18 protein-coding genes are annotated in these 17,553 nt (G+C 60.2%); 5 read left to right on the top strand and 13 right to left on the bottom strand.

The features are described 5' to 3' along the window. Positions 1 to 116 precede the first annotated feature (116 nt). The 9 genes from CFE35_RS22540 to CFE35_RS13285 all read right to left on the bottom strand — a co-directional run bounded on the left by CFE35_RS22540 (position 117) and on the right by CFE35_RS13285 (position 8,263). Positions 117 to 497 carry an excalibur calcium-binding domain-containing protein gene (locus tag CFE35_RS22540; RefSeq protein WP_366557149.1) on the bottom strand — a complete coding sequence of 127 codons (381 nt, stop codon included), beginning with the start codon at positions 495 to 497 and terminating at the stop codon, positions 117 to 119. After that, positions 494 to 1,081 (bottom strand): hypothetical protein, encoded by a 588-nt coding sequence (locus CFE35_RS13320; RefSeq protein WP_292931126.1) that lies wholly within the window; start codon positions 1,079 to 1,081, stop codon positions 494 to 496. Before CFE35_RS13320 ends, CFE35_RS22540 begins: the two co-directional genes overlap by 4 nt. Beyond that, positions 1,078 to 2,265 carry a M48 family metallopeptidase gene (locus CFE35_RS13315; protein ID WP_292931125.1) on the bottom strand — a complete coding sequence of 396 codons (1,188 nt, stop codon included), beginning with the start codon at positions 2,263 to 2,265 and terminating at the stop codon, positions 1,078 to 1,080. The genes CFE35_RS13320 and CFE35_RS13315 overlap by 4 nt, the downstream gene beginning before the upstream one ends. A gap of 3 nt (positions 2,266 to 2,268) precedes the next feature. Beyond that, entirely contained in the window at positions 2,269 to 2,991 is a 723-nt protein-coding gene (locus CFE35_RS13310; RefSeq protein WP_292931124.1) for a hypothetical protein, read from the bottom strand. A 196-nt stretch (positions 2,992 to 3,187) separates the two neighbouring features. After that, positions 3,188 to 4,351, bottom strand: coding sequence for a His-Xaa-Ser system radical SAM maturase HxsC (gene hxsC / locus CFE35_RS13305; RefSeq protein ID WP_292931122.1), 1,164 nt, complete (start codon positions 4,349 to 4,351; stop codon positions 3,188 to 3,190). Then, positions 4,348 to 5,814: a His-Xaa-Ser system radical SAM maturase HxsB gene (hxsB, locus tag CFE35_RS13300; RefSeq protein WP_292931120.1), complete on the bottom strand. Its 1,467-nt coding sequence runs from the start codon at positions 5,812 to 5,814 to the stop codon at positions 4,348 to 4,350. Before hxsB ends, hxsC begins: the two co-directional genes overlap by 4 nt. Next, positions 5,807 to 6,094 (bottom strand): hypothetical protein, encoded by a 288-nt coding sequence (locus tag CFE35_RS13295; protein WP_292931118.1) that lies wholly within the window; start codon positions 6,092 to 6,094, stop codon positions 5,807 to 5,809. The genes hxsB and CFE35_RS13295 overlap by 8 nt, the downstream gene beginning before the upstream one ends. A gap of 42 nt (positions 6,095 to 6,136) precedes the next feature. Further along, the gene (locus CFE35_RS13290) at positions 6,137 to 6,532 is read right to left on the bottom strand and encodes a hypothetical protein (protein WP_292931117.1); all 396 of its coding nucleotides are present in this window, start codon (positions 6,530 to 6,532) and stop codon (positions 6,137 to 6,139) included. Between the two features lie 6 nt (positions 6,533 to 6,538). Further along, the gene (locus tag CFE35_RS13285) at positions 6,539 to 8,263 is read right to left on the bottom strand and encodes a methyltransferase domain-containing protein (protein WP_292931115.1); all 1,725 of its coding nucleotides are present in this window, start codon (positions 8,261 to 8,263) and stop codon (positions 6,539 to 6,541) included. Positions 8,264 to 8,490: 227 nt separating this feature from the next. Here CFE35_RS13285 and CFE35_RS13280 point away from each other — a divergent pair, with 227 nt between their 5' ends. The 4 genes from CFE35_RS13280 to CFE35_RS13265 all read left to right on the top strand — a co-directional run bounded on the left by CFE35_RS13280 (position 8,491) and on the right by CFE35_RS13265 (position 10,266). Continuing rightward, complete coding sequence (locus CFE35_RS13280; protein WP_292931113.1) at positions 8,491 to 8,916, top strand: hypothetical protein; 426 nt, start codon at positions 8,491 to 8,493, stop codon at positions 8,914 to 8,916. A 5-nt stretch (positions 8,917 to 8,921) separates the two neighbouring features. Then, complete coding sequence (locus tag CFE35_RS13275; RefSeq protein ID WP_292931112.1) at positions 8,922 to 9,218, top strand: DUF5818 domain-containing protein; 297 nt, start codon at positions 8,922 to 8,924, stop codon at positions 9,216 to 9,218. Continuing rightward, entirely contained in the window at positions 9,218 to 9,415 is a 198-nt protein-coding gene (locus tag CFE35_RS13270; protein ID WP_292931111.1) for a hypothetical protein, read from the top strand. The genes CFE35_RS13275 and CFE35_RS13270 overlap by 1 nt, the downstream gene beginning before the upstream one ends. Before the next feature lie 209 nt (positions 9,416 to 9,624). Beyond that, a complete protein-coding gene (locus CFE35_RS13265) occupies positions 9,625 to 10,266 on the top strand; it encodes a S24 family peptidase (RefSeq protein ID WP_292931110.1) in 642 nt (213 codons plus the stop codon). A gap of 11 nt (positions 10,267 to 10,277) precedes the next feature. Here the strand turns inward: CFE35_RS13265 and mobF are convergent, their stop codons facing one another. The 4 genes from mobF to CFE35_RS13245 form a co-directional block, all read right to left on the bottom strand. Then, positions 10,278 to 13,223, bottom strand: coding sequence for a MobF family relaxase (mobF, locus tag CFE35_RS13260; RefSeq protein WP_292931109.1), 2,946 nt, complete (start codon positions 13,221 to 13,223; stop codon positions 10,278 to 10,280). 33 nt (positions 13,224 to 13,256) lie between these two features. Beyond that, on the bottom strand, positions 13,257 to 15,626 hold the full coding sequence (locus tag CFE35_RS13255) for a type IV secretion system DNA-binding domain-containing protein (RefSeq protein ID WP_292931108.1): 2,370 nt from the start codon (positions 15,624 to 15,626) through the stop codon (positions 13,257 to 13,259). After that, complete coding sequence (locus CFE35_RS13250) at positions 15,616 to 15,948, bottom strand: hypothetical protein (RefSeq protein WP_292931106.1); 333 nt, start codon at positions 15,946 to 15,948, stop codon at positions 15,616 to 15,618. Before CFE35_RS13250 ends, CFE35_RS13255 begins: the two co-directional genes overlap by 11 nt. Positions 15,949 to 16,709: 761 nt before the next feature. Next, the gene (locus tag CFE35_RS13245) at positions 16,710 to 16,955 is read right to left on the bottom strand and encodes a hypothetical protein (protein WP_292931104.1); all 246 of its coding nucleotides are present in this window, start codon (positions 16,953 to 16,955) and stop codon (positions 16,710 to 16,712) included. A gap of 101 nt (positions 16,956 to 17,056) precedes the next feature. On the opposite strand from CFE35_RS13245, the gene CFE35_RS22535 reads away from it, so the two are divergent. After that, positions 17,057 to 17,515 (top strand): DUF6437 family protein, encoded by a 459-nt coding sequence (locus tag CFE35_RS22535; protein WP_366557148.1) that lies wholly within the window; start codon positions 17,057 to 17,059, stop codon positions 17,513 to 17,515. The last annotated feature ends 38 nt before the right edge of the window (positions 17,516 to 17,553 follow it).

Genomic DNA, 17,553 nt, shown 5'->3' with positions numbered 1-17,553 from the left:
TCCAGAATGTAGTCCGACCTCCAAATAGTCGAACGGTAATGACTGCTTTTGTCCGGTTCTGACGCTCGCGTGAAAGAGGCGAACGTCTTCAACTGGTCGCCAGCGGCTGTCAAATTCTAGCAGATGCTCTCGCACGGAATGCCGTCGCCATCCCCATCCAGCCGCCCGACCCCGCATTGGTTGAGATAGAAGTTGGCCTCGGCACAACTGTTCATTTCGCGGCAGTAGCGCTTCCCCTCGCAGGTTAAGCGCGTGTCTACCGCCTCTGGCACGCCCGCTGATAGCCATTCGTTGCGACCTAGGCTAGACGTAGTTGCAGCGACTGCGTCTAGCCTAGCGGCGTCCACCTGTTCTGCAGCACCTAGGCGTGTCGGCGCTGCTAGATACCGTGGGCTTGTTGCCGTAGTGGGTGCCTCGACTGACCATCGCCCTCCGACAAAGGCGAGCACAGCTAGAACCACGTACCCGGTCCTGTAGCTGCCCGCCTTGCGCTTCATCTGATCTTGGCCGATTGAACAAGACTACGGAAAAGTGAGATATCTCGCTCAAAATAATGCAGTTTTGGCGCCTCGAAGGCCATCACGAACAGCTGCTTACCTTTTATCGCAGCGTAAGCTTCCCCACGACGTTCAACCTCGTCCTCAGTATCTGTGTAGGCGTATTCAAAGCGAATGCCCTGTTCGCCGGCAAAGCTCACTGGCTCCATGGCCCCGACTTCGATTGCGGGAGTGCCATAGTAGCTACGGTAGGTCCGTTCGAACAGAACGGGAATGTCGGGGAGAAGCATGTTCTGACCAAATCTTGGAAGTGGATCCCGCTTCTTGTCGCGCTCCTTGAGCAACGCTTCCCCATCAGGAACCCCTCCGAGAAAGATGACGCGGTTGAGATGGTCCCCATCAATGGTCCAGATCTCCTGATACTTGCCCTCCTTTTGCTGGAGGCGATTCCAGGTCGAAGACGGCTGAGCCGAAAAAGCGCCCTTCGCGATTCCGGAGATCAGCCCCGGCTCGATAAGCTTGTGCGCCAACACGGGGTATGCCGCTGCCAAGAAAAGGCAGCCTGCAATGGCAATTCTCTTCATTTCGCATTCCCACTTGTCTGCGGCAGATAAAATGAGATCATTTTGGCGTCCGGAGCATTCGGAACCAAAGCGAGATACTCGCTGAGGTAGCGAGCCCCGTCAGCCTTTTGTCCTGACTTGATGAGGCTTAAGCCAAGCCCCCTGAGGGTCTCGGGCTTCCGGTAGCCAGCGTCTATCGCATTCAAGTACAGCGTTGTTGCGGTAATGAGATCACGCGGATTGCCCCGCATGGCAAACATATCAGCTCGTGCTTGAAGGAGTTCACCAGTCCATCCTGTGGTGGCAGCGATCCCGCTGAGGATATATTCTGTCCCGGCAAAATCGTTCAATTTGATCTGCGATTCGAGAAACCGCGGCAATTGAGCGGCAATTGATGCATAGTGCGATTTTGCTGCTGCATCTCCAGTGTCACCGATCTTGATGGCTTCGGCGAGCAGATAGTCGGCTCTGCTCAAGTTGGTCGGATGCGAGTCAAAAAAGCCCGCCTGATACCGCTGCTGTTTGCGCATCATCCTGCCCGCAGCCGTCGCATCGGCTTCCTCCATGAGGTGCTGCCAAATCTCAGATGCTGCACGACTTGGATAAGGTGATGTTCCCAGATACCGCAGGCCAATCAGATCGGCCTCCATTTCTTGGGCCCGATTGAAGCGGTAGTAGGATCCAAGCAGATTGACCTGCGTATCGGAAACGTCCTGCCGAGCGATCGCCCCCAAGATCTGCGTCCAGGCCAGGGCATCAGAAGTGCTGCGCGCGCTCTGGAATCCCTTGAGAGAGTGGCGCAGCTCAAAATGACCGAACTCGTGGCCTAAAACTGCGCCGAGTTCCGCTTCGCTTCGAACACGAAGCAACAGCCCGCTCCAAACACTCATTGCACCGTTGGCGACCATGGTCGCGTTGAAGGCTGGAACATCGACAATGTAGATGCGCGTCCCTTCGCAGCGATCGCGCCCCACTGTTTGGCAGAGCACCCGGCGGACATAGTCCGTCAGGTCCTTATCGTTGATCCGAAGTGGGGAGGCAGCGAGCGCCTTTTCATATCGATCCGCATCCATCCACAAGCCCCGCTCGTCGACAGTTTTGGGCTCGTAGGCAGGCGTATATGTAGGGAGGGCGTAGCTGTCAGCCGCTACCCCCTGATCAGGCAGCCAAAGCAAGCTAGCTGCCAATGCAATGAGTCTCTTCATCGCCTATTCAGCCGACCGGCCAGGGAACCCTTCAAGCAGCTGGCTAACGCGCTTGTTTGCTCCCTCTTCAGTTCTGACGTCACCACCCATTTGCAGGTCCGCGTTGAGCCAGACCAGATCGCCGGTGCGTACGTCAATCAGGCCAGCCATGCCGACATGCTCACCCGACTTTACGCCGATCCCGCCCAGTGCTGCCGCGAATTGCAAAAGTTTTCGGCCTGTCGAACCGTAGGCGTCCTTTGTCCGGATCATCAGGACATAGTCATAGCCTTCCAACGCATGGAGCGTATTGAGCCCCGGCCCAACCGACCACTCAAACACGTGCTTGTCTTTCTTCTTTGTTGGCAGACGGTTCCCAGGAAAGAACTGGTACTCGATGACAGAATCCGCGACGGCGCCAAAAAGAGCGTGATACCGCCTCAGATCGGCTGATTGGTCAGTTGCATCCAGTTCAAGACGGTCAACAACATTGCCGAGCCGACCTTGGATGGCCGCGAGCTCCCGCTCGATGTTCTGCTTCGCCTGACTAGTCCAATCCGCATTGGGTTCGAACATGCCTCCGGTCGACTGCGCTCCTACGCGAACGGAAGGCTCAATCAGCAATATTCTTGCGGCTCCCGGTTTGAGCTCAAACCCCTGCTTCACTCCTGTCTTTTCCTGCGCAGCCGCAGGGGTTGAGCACATGATCAGGACGAAAATCGCGAGAACCCGCCAAAGCTTTGACATCTGCACCCCCTGTATAATCAATAGGTAAGGCAGAGGCCGCGCATCGGTAAACCAAAAATCATGCGGATGTGGAGGGATGCAGATGCTCCCATTCCCCATGAGCAAATGCACCTAAGGAAGGCCCGTTAGAGTCTGTCTGCCTCTCGACCATCTCGCTGAAGTCCGATGGCCTAGGTCTGGTTAGCTGGGCGATCATCTAAGTAGGTGCAACGATTGGCTTGATTCCTCGGCTCCGACCATGGACGACACTTGCAAAGAAACCTGCGCATTCCTGTTTCACCTCACAGCCTTCACATTCAGGCAGGTAGGTTTGCTTCCAGTCGCTTATCGACCGACGAGCAAATGACCGAATTTCCGGCGGAATCACGCAAAGTTGGGTGTTGTAGATAGATGTCCTGATTCCAGCGCCGGATAGCGTCCTCACTGCCGAGCTCAGCTGCTCAGCATAGTCGACCGGATCGCACCAGATGCTTTCCATGTTGGCGCGCGCGAAGCCGGTAGGCTCAAGTCCCATCAGGGCGACGTGATCAACAAAGAGGAGGTTGCGGGCAATGAACTGCGCCAGTTTTGGCAAGCGGCCAACCGTTTGGGCTTGCAGCACAACTCGGATCTCTACGCGGACACCGCTGGCCTTGAGCGCCAAAATGCCGCGGATGGTCTCGTCATATGCGCCATCGGCCTGGACTACATGGTCATGGAGGTGCGCGAGATCTGAGTAAACCGGGATGCCAAGCATCAGATCGTGATGGCGAATACCCCCAAGCTTGGCTGCAAAGGCACCGTCGGCGAAGCGCCGTCCGTTGGACAGCACATGGAGTGCAGTTCGAGGTAGGTAAGATGCCGCAGCTTGGACCAGCTCAAGGAAGCGTTCCCCCAATAAGGTGGGTTCACCACCAGTGAACCCGATCTCCAAAGCATCGCGGCTTACAAGTTGGATGGCCTGCAACACCTCATCGACGATCCAGCCATCATCGACATCGCGCGGTGGCTGTGAGCACATCAGGCAATAATTGTTGCATCGCTCCGTGAGCAGAAAATGATTGTAAGGCGAATTGCCCCGATAGAGCACACGGATCGCCTTGCGCAGCGGATCGACGGCTATCACGTCCCCTTGGCCCAAAAACACGGTCTGAGCCGGCGCAATCACCGCACGCGCGTCGATGGGGAGGCGTCGAAAGTCGTCAGCCGATGCAAGAAGATACCAAGCGAAGCCTTCAGGGACCGGACCCGTTCCAACGACAAACCCTTCCTGGGCCCTGATGATGGCAGGTCGGTCCGCCGATAGCGAAACCCGGATGACCTCCGCCGTAGCGGCCGACGCACCTAGAAATTCAAGCGCTCGGGCTCGAAGCGGCATCATGCTCGGTTAGACCACTTTTCGAACAAGGCCCGGACATCGTCATCGGCCTCCATTCGGGTGATCAGTCCGCGAAAAAGGGCCATACTGCGGGTACAGAACGCCGAAAGCGGTTTCTTGCCCACAGGGTCACCCTGAGTGGCGTGGTGAAACACGGGATCCGCTCCGCACCATGGCTCGAAAGCACAAGAAGAACATCCAGGTACGGAGCCCGCGAATGACTGCGTCAGCGGCTCAAGCAGCGCATCACCGAGCATGATGTCCTCGAAAGAATCACGATGTACGTTGCCAAGCGCAAATGTCTGATCGCCCATCTCAGCGAGCATGCGACTTTCATCCGAGGCGTAGACTGTACCGTCGTAATTGTAGACGATGGCTGCGATGCCAATGCCCGCAGGGCTCATCAGGTCGACATAGCTTGTCTGCAGCGGGGTCAGCATCTTCTTGAGGACCATGGCAGCATAGTGCTCAATGAAATCGAAGCCCTGCCGATTCAGCGAAATGATATAGTCGAGACCCTCAAAGTAGAATTCCAACCAGCGCTCGCGGCTGTATGCGGCATAGGACTTCGTCTTGATGGCGAACCCGTAGGGGGACAACGGGCGAAGAAAGATGCCGCCAAAGTCCAACCGAAGGTACTCGTCGATGATAGCTTTGACCTGGTTGAGGCTGGCCGAGGTCGTCGTCATAAGTGCGCCGACATTGTAATGCCCAAGGACGCCTCGGGCCCGATGTATGCCATCGACGGCGCGCTGATGAGAATCTCTGCCAGGCCGCGGCCGGTTCGCATTATGAAGTTCTGCTGGCCCATCAAGCGATGTGGAAACCAGGATGTTTTCAGCTTTACAGAAGGCGAGCGCTTCATCGTCCAAGACAGCAAGATTGGTTGCCACGACGAAGGCGAGCTCGCGCCGGGCTGTCTCGTTGCGGCGTTTGGCTTCTTCAACGATCAGCTTGATCAGGGGAAGATTGAGCAAGGACTCCCCGCCCTGGAATTCGATCTTGAGCGCCGGTGAAGGTGAACGGAAAACGAGGTCTAGGGATTTAAGTGCGGTCTCGCGCGACATGTCGAACTCGCCGCGATCATTGTTTGCGCGGGAGACCTGACAATACGGGCAGCTGTGCTCGCAACGCAAGGTAACGACGAAAATGTGAAGCGCGGTAAAGTTTGCGAGTGGTGCCAGCTTAGTTCTGACCTTGAGTGCCAGCAGATCAACCGCCACATTTGTGTCGTCGTCGATGAGAAAATGGCGAGCCTTCAACTCGTCGTAGGCGGGGTCTGCCGGAGCCAACTCCCGTCGCGCAAACTTTCCAATAGTCTCGCGGTCAAGGACCAGATGTTCGCCGACGAGGTTGGTCGCAACATAGCGATCGTTCCCATCCAACGCTGTGAATCGCCAAGGCAGCATCGTGTAAGCTGAGTTGGCTGAGCTATCAAACGCTTCAGCCTCACGAAACTTAGCCACCCAGCAAACCGGTCTTTGAAAAGGCGAGGCCCAGAATCAGATCACGATACCCGCTCGTGCGCTCCTCGATCGCCATGCGTAACTGGTGATCGGTGACTTCTCGGCGGAACCTCAGGTCGGCGTCAGCCGCATTCATACCCTTGTCCAGTGCGCGAAGCTCGCAAAGAATCTCCGGCTCAGTCGCCAGAATACGCACATCGATTGTGGCCATCAGGGCGTAAGCAGCTCGATGAACTGCTTCGATCGAATATGCCGAAGCGCAAAGCGAAACGTGTTGCATGGCCTGTTCAACAGGCGTTGCGACCTTGTCCGATTGCACAACTCAGTAGGAGCTGGAGGAATGCGAGCTGTGACTGGAATGGCTGGCATGACTGGAGTGGCTCGAATGGCTGGCATGACTTGCATGCTGAGCATTCGCCGTCACTACATCGGTCGAAACAGCCAAGGTCAAATCCGCCATGTCGGTTGCCGCGGAAACACGCTGGACCTGTGCAACGGCATTCTCAAACTGAGGCGCAGATGCTTGGGCCTGCGCGGATGCGAGCAGGGTGCCGACGGTAAGCGCAAACGGCTTCAGGAAATTCCTTCTCGACATAAACGTCCCCAAAATTGAATACCGCAGAACATCCACCGTCAGCGTCGACGGGTCAAGTGTCGATACCTGCCGATGCGTTACAAACCATTGCCCGAGACCCTGCCCAATCAGGATTTTTGCCATGGGGCTCTATCCGCTCCATTCGGGCGCTTGCTGGTCCTGTCTTAAACGCAGACGTCGCCAACTCACTCCGTCAAAGACATCCTCCAGATCATCGGCGTTCTGTACCGGAAGCGCTGCACCGACTTCCCGACAGAATCGCTCCGCCAATGCGCGATCACCCAGCCAAGCATCTGACCACCACCCAATGATCCGCCCCCGCGCGTCCTGCATCCGAGCGGCTGACGGGATCCGATCGCGCTTTTGATGCTGGTTGACGCGCCGGTCGCTGGGTAGCAGGTTCCAGAGGTCGCTGCATGGCCAGAGAGTCCAAGGCAAGCAGTGGTCGATATCGAGCACCGCCGGCTTGAGTTCCTTGTTGCTCCAGCAACAGGAGAGCCGCCCTCCCCTGTCCAAAATCTGCAAAGCTACTGTACGTCCAATGGCCGTGTCGCGGACAGGTTCCTCCCATGCGAGCGCCACTTCGGCCTGACCGGCGGGGACAACGATGCCTTGTCTCTCGGCATAGGCCCGAATCAAACGCACCCACTCTGTGACGAGAACCGGTTCGATCCAGACCCCAAGGCGGGACATGGTGCGCCAGATATGGCCCGGAATGCGAAGGCTGCCCCACGACCCCAAGGTTTGCAAATCCAGCGCGATGACCTCCTCAGGCTTGGGCGCCCTGAGCTTGCTCGCCCGAAAAACCTGCGCGCCCGTTCCCGGTAGCGTGATGAAATTTGACGGCATCGCAACGATTGTTCGAACCGCGTCGGTTATCGCAGCCCCGACTGCCTGGGCCCGCTCATCCCGAAACTGTGCGCCTACTCGCAAATCAGCTGCTGCGAACCCTAGGCCCATAAGCGCTCTGAAACCCTGACGCGCAAAGCCTAGGCCGTCCGGCCCTCGATTGCGCGGTGCCTGTGGCAAGCCAGTCTGGACAAGCGGGAGGTACATCCGGATCCAGAAAAGCCCGACAAGACCCAAAGGGACATCGACAGCGTCAAGGTCATCGATTGCCATTTTGGCGGCTGCGGGAGCATGCTCAGCGACCCTCGCTATCGCCCGCAGCAGTCCGAGCTTGTAGGTCGAAGACTTGTCATCTGCGAGAATGATCCCCCGGATGAGCGGTAGCGCTCCTGTGCCCTCATCCGGCATTCGCAAGACCACCGTGATCCAGTGCACATCTGGTCTCGCAAGCTCATCCGCCTGACCGACCACTTTCAGGACTTCAAGCCCATGGCCTCTGGCAAGTGCCTCGACTTCGCCAAGCGTCACAACATGCATCGGCCGGTCGGATGGCGCTGGTCCCTGCCTGAGGGTCATGAGAAGCAATCCGCCAGGCTTCAGGAGCGCTGACATCTTACGGAACGCCCGCTGGCGATCGGTTGGTGCCACATGCTGCCAAACGGCGGACAACAGGATCAGATCGAACGAAAGCCCAAGTCCGTGAAGTCTCAGCAAGCCAGGAAGCCGGTCATCCAGCCAGCGTATTCCTTCGCCCGAGTGCCGCCGTTCGCCTTCTCTACGCATGCCGCTCGATGGTTCAACGGCCACGACTTCGTAGCCAAGGGTCTTCAGCCAACGCGCCTCACGCCCGGCCCCAGCTCCGATGTCGAGCGCGAGCGGATTTTCGCCTCGAGGCTCGAGCAAAGCCTCGACGGGCTGGTATGATGCAAGCAGGCTTGGCTGGTCATAGCGCTCGGCCAATTCGGCAGACTGCGCATCATAAGAGGCGATTACATCATCGGTCACCGGCTGGCCCTGCTTTTCAGTCTGAAGCCTATTCCCAGCGGCTGCCTTTGGCCAGTTCCGACGGTCGCAGCCCAGATTGCGATATGTGAATGAATACGGCAGGTCACTCATCGCCGTCCAACCGGCATCGTCACTTGCTTGACCCGCTCACGCCAGATTGTCCGAGTTTTGGATGACTTTCCCGAGCGCCAATGGCAAGATTGGGCGATAGATGGAGCGCCACAACCATGTTTCTAGCCCTTGCGGCAGCTGTCGTCTCCGCAGGCCAGACGTTCACTTGCACCCCCACGCATGTGTACGATGGAGACGGGCCGGTTTGGTGCGCTGAGGGTCCACACCTCCGCATTGGCGGTATTGCGGCGCGGGAGATGGACGGCACTTGCCGCTCAAATCAGCCGTGTCCCGCCGCAACGGCGATCGAAGCACGCGACGCTATGGTCCAGTTGTTCGGCGGACCGCGCGGAACAATCGAGACCGGACACGTCATTGTAGCTGGGCCTCGCTTGGTCTGCCAGTCGGTGGGGTCAGCGGGCGGCAGCAGGACAGCCGCCTGGTGCCGCTTCCCGTCTGGGGCCGATCTCTCCTGCGCGATGATAAAAACCGGAACGGTCCTGCGCTGGGACCACTACTGGAAAGGTCCAGCCTGTAAGTGAGCAGCATGGAGCACCTCACCGGCACGATCCAACACGGTCCCAACGGCCTTGTCCTAAAAGCCGATAGCGGCGGCATCTGGGAGCTCGAAGACAGCCGCGCTGCCCGCAAGCTTATCGGATCACAGGTCGAGGTCATCGGGCAACGCGCTGGGTTCAATGGGCTGGTTTGCGACCATATCCGGGTTGCAGGTCAGATTCGCCCGCAGGCATTCAAACTGCGCCTCGAGTTTCTGGCAGCAGCCGCGCTGGTTGCCTACGGTCTGTACGCAACCGTTGCGGCTGCAATCAGCACGATTGGCTGATGCTGAGCGACTGGGAGCTCTGGGCCTGTGCCAACGAGGTCCTCAAGAGCCACGGCGATGAGGCAGCGCTCTTTGTTGCCGAACAGATCGGTGCGCTCGTACTCGTCGGTGACAACAATGGCATCGCGACCTGGCAGGCGATTGCGCGCCGGATTTCTGAACTTTCTGTTGGGCACGGATCACCAACGAAGCAGTGATCGCACTTGCGCCAACAAGATACCTCAGTCGTTTTGCGAGCCCTCACACGATGGAACATCGGCCTCACGTGAACGCCCAGGTTTGATCGTGCCTGAAGGTTGCAAGGTACACTGTCGATCGTCGAAACCATCTTGAGTTCACTTTTTGTTCCATGTAAGGATACTTCCTAGCCCTAGGATAGAATCCTAGAATCGCAGGAACGCAGACCATGAACGATCCACGCGCAGTTCTCGACGACTTGATCCGCCAGCGCGGCGTCAACTACTCGTCGATCTCCCGCCTGCTCGGCCGCAACGTATCCTACATCCAGCAGTTCCTCCGCAAAGGCAGTCCGCGCCACCTAGACGAACGGGACCGGCATATCCTCGCCCAGTTCTTTGGGGTCGATGAGGCGGTTCTGGGCGGACCGACTGCTTTGGCCACTCCGATCGTGCAGTTGGTGCAGATCCCGGTGCTCGATGTCGAAGCCTCGGCGGGTCACGGCGCGCTTGCCGGTAGCGAAGCCAAGGCCGGCCAGTTCGGGTTCGACGACAAGTGGCTGCGCAAGCTGACCCAGGCCAAGCCCACCAACCTCTCCATCATCAAGGTGACCGGCGACTCGATGGAGCCGACCCTGCACGACGGCGATGAGGTGCTGGTCGATGTGTCGGACGAGCAATCAAAGCTGCGTGACGGGATCTATGTCCTGCGCATGGACGGCGCGCTCAACGTCAAGCGCATCGCGATCGAGCCGCAGGGGCGGAAGATCTCGGTGGTCAGCGATAATGCGGCCTATCCCAGCTGGCAGGGGCTGGACCGCCGCTCGGTGAACATCGTTGGCCGTGTGCTCTGGTTCGGCCGCAAGGTCTGATCTCGCCCCGTTCAGATCCCCATCTCGAATGGCTTGACCATCGCCTTCTCGCGCTCGGGCGGTTCCTTGAGCACGGGAGGCTCGCTCTGCAGCGCTACCTCGGATTTCCCTCTCGCAAGACCGGAAGCGGCTGCCTCGCGCAGCAGGCCCACGGTTTCAAGGGCAGAACGCTTCATGCCCGTGTTGCGAGCGATGGCCGCGCCAAGCTGCGAGGCATCGTTGACGAAGAGGGTTAGCCCATCGCGCAGGCGGGTGACGGTCACGAGGAAAGTTTGCTGGTTCGAGAGATTGCGTTCGCGGCTGTCCATCACCGCGATGCCGCGGTCTGACGTGAGCCCCTGCGCCATATGGGCATTGAGCGCATAAGCCAGATCAAGCCGCTTCAGCATCGGATCGCTGGCCGGCAGATCATGCGCAATGCCCGTCGAGGTCACCAGCGATACTGTATCCCGGCCGATCGCGGTGATACGCGCTTGGTCGGCATTGATGAGCCCTCGTCTGTGGTCGGTCTCAGTCCAGCGAATGCGGTCTCCTGCATGGAGGTCCAGGCGCTTGACTACGAACAGCCGTAGCGGATCGTAGTCACCATTGGGACGAAGGCGATCGACCCTCAGCACTGTGTGCTTCCCGCCTTCACCCTCCAAGGTCACCGACCCCCGCTGCCGGTCACTCTCGATGACCGTGTATGTCCCCTTCCCTAGCTTTTGCGCCCGATTGTCGCGGTCGAGTACGGCGACCATCCCCGGGCGATAGCTGGATGCATAGCGCAGCTCCTCGCGCGTTGTGTTGACGCGTGAGAGCACGTCCAGCCTCAGTGCCGTCTGACCCAGTTCGCCATTGGCCTTTAGCCCGATCTGAACAGCGGCATTGACCTCGCTGCGCAGAGCACGGCCAGAGGCATAGATCGCAGTTCGCTCGCGCTCGACAGGCGCAAGCGAGAGCCACGCCGCCGCCGCCTCGATCGATGCCCCTTCACCGACCTCGACGACATTCTTGCCGAGGTGCCGTAGCGCGTCATCGATCCGCCCGCCCTGAGCTGCCTGCTGCGCAGCACGCAAGGCCTTGGTGCGGGCGCGGATGTTGGCATCCATCGTCGCTGTTTCGATGCCGGAGCGCTGCATGACATCGAAAGGCTTGCCTGCATCGACCGCGCCCAGCTGCTTGCGATCACCGATGCTGGCGAAGCGGTCGACACCGAGAAGATTGGCGAGAAGGACCAGCTTTTCCTTGTCGGCGTTGCCGACCATCGAGGCCTCGTCGAGCAGAATCACGGCGCCTTTCATATCCGCCCGGGCCTCGGCGAGACGGGCTGGATCACCACCCTCCAGCAGGCCCTGATGGCGGCGCAGAAACCGCGCGACGGTCATCGACGGGATGCCGGTGTCGCGCTCGAGCATCTGCACCAGAGTGTTCTGCACGGCGAGGCCCAGCACCACCCTGCCCTCCTCGCGCAGGATGTCGGCTACAGGCTTGAGCACCGTACTCTTGCCGGCGCCGGCGACGCCCTGAATCGCAACAATCCGGTTGGTCGAACCCAGCAGCAGACGTCCGGCAGCCTCCTGCCCGGCATTGAGCTTGATGCCATACCGCATCTGCGAGAGGCTCTGCAGCCGCGCACCGGCCGCATCGGCGGTGATGATCGGCGATGCCTTCCCCCTGCCCTCATCCACGGCGGCCACGATGCGCTGCTCGGATGCGACCGCGTCTTTCGTGGTCAGCATGCCCTGGTTGACCCCGGCACCGCGCTGCAGCGCGCCTTGCCGCGCGAGCTGTTGCACCCGCTGCTCGATCGCCGGCAAGGCTGCTGGAAGGCCAAAGCCCAGCGCCGCCCGGTAGAGATCGACTTTCGAGAACGCTGCTTCGCGCTCGGCGAGATGCCGCACCGCGGACGCCACAGCGTGGGCTGCCGCGACCTGTTCGGGCGACCGCTTGGCGAGATCCCGAGGCATCTGCGGATCGCCTTCCCTGAGCCCAAAGCGCTCGGCGAGCGCGGCCGCAAGGACCTGCGCCCTGGTAACGGTCCCGCGCACGATCGAGGTCAGCTTGCCAACCTCGCCGAGGCCCTGCGCCGCGCGCGCATTCGCCCTCGCCATGACAGCAGAAGGATCGAAGCCGATGGATTTTGCCCTTTCCTTCCAAGAGCTGACAAGCGCAGAACGGTCCTCGACCGGCGACTTCTCGGCGCGGGTCATCAAGGTCGCGGCATCGGTCGCACGAGGCCCCTTGTGCTCCATTCTGGAGACAGCATCGAGCACCTCGGCACGGCGCGAGCTGAAGACCTCGCGCACGGATTTCGGGACACCGACCGCTTCGAAGTTGCCGTGCTTCCCGACCTCACCAACCTCATAGCCAAGGCGTTCGACCGAGAGCCGGAAGCGCGCCATCGTCATCGCGTTGAGCAGGGTGTTGTGCTCCCACAGCTTGTCATTGCGCAGGGCGCGCCACTTGCCGTCGGGACCCTGCGTCGCATTGGCGACCACCGCGTGGATATGCGCGTTGGGCTCTTTATTGCGGTTCGTATCGTGCATGAAGAACGCGACGGTCAGGTTGCCGGTCGCGACGGCCTTGTCCTTGCCGCGCACCTCGATGCGGGTCTCGGCGAGATTGCGTTCGGCCCATGTGAGCGTCTCCTTGACCGCCTCGGTGTAGGCCTCGAGGATGCGCCGGTCGCCGCCCACGAGGGCGAGCAGCGACCAGCTCTTGGGCATCGAGAACGTTAGGTCGGTTCCTGCCCGGTGTTCGCGCTTGTCGGTGCCAAGGCGGGTCCCATTGGGCAGAAACCCCTTGAGGATTTCCTCGAAGGTCTTGGCATCGACTTCGCCGGAAAGCCCCAGCTTGTCCGCGCCTTTGCCCAACCATTCACCCGAACGATCGGCATCAGCGCGGGTGTAGTAGTTGTCGGCGGCAAAATAGCGGGCAGCTCCACCGGCAGTTCGGACATTGGCAACGGACAGCATTGGCAGGGACCTCGATCAGAGGAAGCTGACGCTTCAGATCTCGATGTCGAACTCTCCGACATCGCGAGCCTCGCGAGGTGTATGACGCACCTCAGATGCGTCCCCTTCGAGTGCCATCCGGCGGGGGTCGGTCAGCGCCAGGGGTGCTTCTGAAAGGGGCTGATCTGATTGCGCCGGATTGGTGTCAGTTGCCGACGACCTGCCATAGATTGGCGCCGACTTGTCCGGCACTTCACTGTCGCCACTGGCCTTCGCAGCTTCCGGGCTGGTACCGCGGGTCGGCACAGACCCTGCACCTTGAACGCCCGCCATCTCGTCTGCCGATTGACCCTCGCGCGGCACACCTGGGCTGGTAGCATCCCCCTTCGCCAGACCGATATCAGCGGCCTGATCCGTCAGACTGCCGCGATGCTGGACGCGCTCGTCACCCTCACCGTTCTCCGGCTCGCGGGGAACAAGCGGCAGCAGACCCTGGCGCGGATCGAGCCTTCTGCCCGCACCATCATCATTGGATGACGGGTGCTCCTGAGCCGAGGATCCCGTCCAGTCCTCGCCGGTGCTTCCATCCGCCAATTCTCGCGCAATCGGCCGATTCGGGAAGGGATCAGCTGCCCTGCGAATGAACGCTTTCGAACGCATCGGACGGTCGACCGGCGTGAGTTTGACCTCCGCTGCGGGAAAGCCATCGGGAAACTTGAGGTACCCGACAAGGCGAGGCAGGTCTTTGATGTCGTCGGGAAGGAGCAGCCGCTGGATATGCCGCCGCGTGGTCAGGCTGACGGCATCACGGGCATTGTTGAAACCGTAGGTGTAACCCTCGTCCATGTCCCGCACCTCTCTCTGGCCGATGAAGTCGGAGCACCAAGTGGCGGTGTCGGTATCGCCGGTCCCGAGAACGAGTTTGGTTCGGGCAAGCGAGGACAAGGTCATTGCCATGTTGTCGCCGTAGACTTCCTTCAGCTTGGCATAGGCGTGGATGCCGGTGACGATCGCGCCGCCAAAATTGCGCGCGGTCTGGAGGCCCTTCTCGAGCGCAGGGAGGCGGTGGAGCGCCCCCAGTTCGTCGATGAAGAACCAGATGCGCAGATCGCGGGTGCGATCGAGGGTCATCAGCGTGTTCATCGCCAGGTCCAGCCAGACGGTGAGGAGCTGCGAGCACACGCTGAGATCGACGTAGCGAGCCGAAATGAAGACGAACCCACCACCGTCATCGGTGCTCTCGATCCATTTGCGCATCGAGAAAGGCTTCCCCTTTCGGGGGAGCATCTTGAGAGCCTTGGCATTCGCATTGAACACCGCGCGGATGGATTCCGCCATGCGAGCGGCCTCGGGTGCGGTCAGCGGATCGGCGATTGTGCCGCGCATGAGCTTGTGCACTTGGGCGAGGTCTGCCGTCATCAGCTCCCTCGCCAGAGCGTCGTTGCTGTCGGCGCCGCGGGCGCGGAGCTTGAGGCACATCTCGACGAACAGCAGGCGCGCGGCGAGCACCCAGAACTGTTCCGAGCCGCCCCCATCGTGGGGCACCAGCGCCTCGGCAGCGGCCGTGAACTCGGCCTCGTCGCGGCACTCGTCGAACACACTCCAGCGTGGGCAGCGCGCATCGAGCGGATTGAGGATTACGTCGCGCGAGGCATCGTAGAAGTGCTCAATGAAGTGTCCGGTGAGGTCAAAGATCACCGCGCGGTGTCCGCGCTCCCGGGCCTCCTCGATCATGTCCGAGAGCGCAACGGTCTTGCCCATGCCGGTGGTGCCGATGAGCATGGCGTGGCTCTGTTCCAGCCGCCAAGGATAGGTCACCCCGGCAATGCTCGAAGGCCGATAGGGAAACGCGCGTGCGAGTTGTGCAGCACTGCAAAAGCGCCACTCGTTGCCGAGCTTCGCGCCCCACTCCTTGCGCTGCTCTGCCTTGTTGTGCCTCCGGATCCGGGTTTCGAGATCGTGGAGACTCGTCAGCTTGGCGCCGCGCTCATGCTGGCGTTCCTTGGCCTTGCCGCCAAACCGCGACGCGAACCAGACCCACGCCACAAACACCGGCACTAGGATCACGCTCGACCAGGCCAGAGCGATGCCGACCAGCTTTAGCAAATGATGCCAGGCGCGCACCACCGGCGGGTAGATATCGAGCAGCGAAATGGGAAAGGTCACGGCCCTTCCCCACGCTGTCCGGACCGTCACATCGTGCGCCGGATCGAACTCCATGAAGCGGTAGCCGACGCCGTAGACATGCATCCACGCGAGGTAGACTTCGTGGTCGGACATGCCTTCCGAGACGGTCCACCAGGTCATCCAGCACATAACGATGAGGGAAATGATTAGCGGTCCTTTCAGACCCGCTGCGAACATGAAGCCGAAGTGCTCGATGAGCTGGCTACCGCGAGTGAAATTGCCGAGGTCACGCTTCATGGCTGCCTCCCTCGTCAGTCGTTTCAGCGACGCCGGCGGCGCGGCAGCGGGCAGCGAAAGCGGTATGCACCCGCTCGCGCAAAGCATGATCGCTATGGCCCGCGAGGAGGGCATCAACCCCAACCATGGCGAAGAGCGACTGGCGGTAGAGCCGGAGCATGACGCTGCGATCACTGGCGACCGAGAGGTCGCTATCGCAGGCGCGGACGATGACTGTGCGCAGCCATTCGCTGAGCGCGAGCCCGTTGGCAGAAGCTGCTGCGCGGGCACGGGTAGCAAGCTCGTCAGAGACGTAGGCTTGGAGACATTTGGGACGTGACATTCGACAGATTCCTTCAAGTGAAGGAGCCTGGTCACTCTGCGAAAGTGATGGGCAGATTACGTCGGCATTTGGAACATGTCAAGAACATTGGAGGCAAGGAACCGCGCCGAATTCGCCTCCCTGTACGGTAGATTGACGTGCTAAAGCGCCTTGCAGGTCAATGTGACGGAAACGCGCCAAAGGGATCGAAATCACAAATTTTGGCATCTATTTCTGATACTTCCCACCTGCGACAAGTCGCGTAGGGTGTGCCCACTTCCCCCCCTTTGCAGCGTGGTTCCAAACGCTTGGCATGATGGACAATCGGCATCAGGAAACCAGGATTGCAGGAACCCCGGTTGCCCTCAGGCGCGGGCCTGGTCTGTCCCCTTCGGCCCGGAAAATTGGCTCGCGGTCAGCTACGATGCGAACTTTCAGACGTTAACGGTGGACAGCGATCCAGCCGCAGAAATGACTGCCGAACTTGGTATCGCCCCGACTGTTCTTGCTGCCCGGATTCGCGTCCCATTTCCGACCGAGTGACATTCGTCACTTTGATGCAACTAGAACGATGCTAGACAAATAGTGCGACCCGAAGGGCACCATTCCGGTACCCTTGACCTTAGCCCCGCCGAGCCCAAGTGGTTCGGCGGGGATTTTTCTGCCGCATACCTTACTGGCTCCAAAATACGCCTTATGCAGGCAGGACGAGAAGGTGAGTGAGCAAAGAAAAAGGGAGAGCGCCCTGGCGGACGCCCTCCCTGCGTGGTGCTAACCAGCCTCTAGAACTCGTCGCTGAGTTTGCCCCGGACCGCGTCGATAACCCGCCCTTCGAGATCAGCCGGCAGCGCGCCATAGTCCCCCTCATCGATGACCAGATAGCCAGTCTGCCCATCGGTTAGGACGTACTGGGTGAAGTAGCTGTGCTGGGCCCGGGCATGGGCCTGATCGAGGGCCGCAATCCAAGCGCTGCTGGTGTCAAACGCCACCTGAACCTCGGCATGCGCTGCGTGTGCTGAAACGAACATGGCTTTCTTCTCCTGATAACGATGCGTCGCATCAGGGGTGCTCGCGATGGTGCCGACGGGCCGGGTCAGGGACCGCGCGTAAGCGCGGCCGCGAAGCGGCGATGGGGGCAACGATTTTGTCGGGCTCGTCCCGGCAAAATGGTGGGGCCCCGTCGTCCTTGACGCGGACCCAAAGGCACCATCACGCTTGGCCACCTCTGCGAGAGAACCTTCCAACCTCTCGGTTAGCCGCAACGATCGGGATTACGGTTTGCCCCCTTGAAACGCAGCGCCGACATGGCAAGATTGTGAGCGGAGGGGTCCAACGGCCAGATCGAAAGGACCCTGATATGGCCCGGTCAAAACCCAGTGCGCGCGATGCCCTTCTGAAGCTTCGGGCAGAGCGCGATGAACTTGTTAGCCGCGAGGCGCGTCTGCGCGAGGAGGCTGCCGCCGATCTCGGCAAAGTGTTGCTCGATTGCGGTGCTGAAGTCCTCGAACCGGCACAGCTCAAGCAGTTGCTGCGCGTGTCGATGACGCTTGGCATCGACACCGCAATAAAGCGACTGTCTGCGACTTAAGTGATGACCCCGGCGGCGCGTGGGGCTCGATGCCCCCG

Source organism: Novosphingobium sp. PASSN1 (assembly GCF_002278815.1).
This window is presented reverse-complemented; position numbering and strand designations above follow the sequence as displayed.

Excerpts from the sequence above, each read along its gene's own strand:
- CFE35_RS13250 (WP_292931106.1), bottom strand. The coding sequence starts at position 15,948 with ATGTCACGTCCCAAATGTCTCCAAGCCTACGTCTCTGACGAGCTTGCT.
- CFE35_RS22535 (WP_366557148.1), top strand. The coding sequence starts at position 17,057 with ATGGGGGCAACGATTTTGTCGGGCTCGTCCCGGCAAAATGGTGGGGCC.
- CFE35_RS13315 (WP_292931125.1), bottom strand. The coding sequence starts at position 2,265 with ATGAAGAGACTCATTGCATTGGCAGCTAGCTTGCTTTGGCTGCCTGAT.
- CFE35_RS13245 (WP_292931104.1), bottom strand. The coding sequence starts at position 16,955 with ATGTTCGTTTCAGCACACGCAGCGCATGCCGAGGTTCAGGTGGCGTTT.
- mobF (WP_292931109.1), bottom strand. The coding sequence starts at position 13,223 with ATGCTGTCCGTTGCCAATGTCCGAACTGCCGGTGGAGCTGCCCGCTAT.
- CFE35_RS13265 (WP_292931110.1), top strand. The coding sequence starts at position 9,625 with ATGAACGATCCACGCGCAGTTCTCGACGACTTGATCCGCCAGCGCGGC.
- CFE35_RS13270 (WP_292931111.1), top strand. The coding sequence starts at position 9,218 with ATGCTGAGCGACTGGGAGCTCTGGGCCTGTGCCAACGAGGTCCTCAAG.
- CFE35_RS13255 (WP_292931108.1), bottom strand. The coding sequence starts at position 15,626 with ATGAAGCGTGACCTCGGCAATTTCACTCGCGGTAGCCAGCTCATCGAG.
- CFE35_RS13280 (WP_292931113.1), top strand. The coding sequence starts at position 8,491 with ATGTTTCTAGCCCTTGCGGCAGCTGTCGTCTCCGCAGGCCAGACGTTC.
- CFE35_RS22540 (WP_366557149.1), bottom strand. The coding sequence starts at position 497 with ATGAAGCGCAAGGCGGGCAGCTACAGGACCGGGTACGTGGTTCTAGCT.
- CFE35_RS13295 (WP_292931118.1), bottom strand. The coding sequence starts at position 6,094 with ATGCAACACGTTTCGCTTTGCGCTTCGGCATATTCGATCGAAGCAGTT.
- CFE35_RS13290 (WP_292931117.1), bottom strand. The coding sequence starts at position 6,532 with ATGGCAAAAATCCTGATTGGGCAGGGTCTCGGGCAATGGTTTGTAACG.
- CFE35_RS13310 (WP_292931124.1), bottom strand. The coding sequence starts at position 2,991 with ATGTCAAAGCTTTGGCGGGTTCTCGCGATTTTCGTCCTGATCATGTGC.
- CFE35_RS13320 (WP_292931126.1), bottom strand. The coding sequence starts at position 1,081 with ATGAAGAGAATTGCCATTGCAGGCTGCCTTTTCTTGGCAGCGGCATAC.
- CFE35_RS13275 (WP_292931112.1), top strand. The coding sequence starts at position 8,922 with ATGGAGCACCTCACCGGCACGATCCAACACGGTCCCAACGGCCTTGTC.
- hxsC (WP_292931122.1), bottom strand. The coding sequence starts at position 4,351 with ATGATGCCGCTTCGAGCCCGAGCGCTTGAATTTCTAGGTGCGTCGGCC.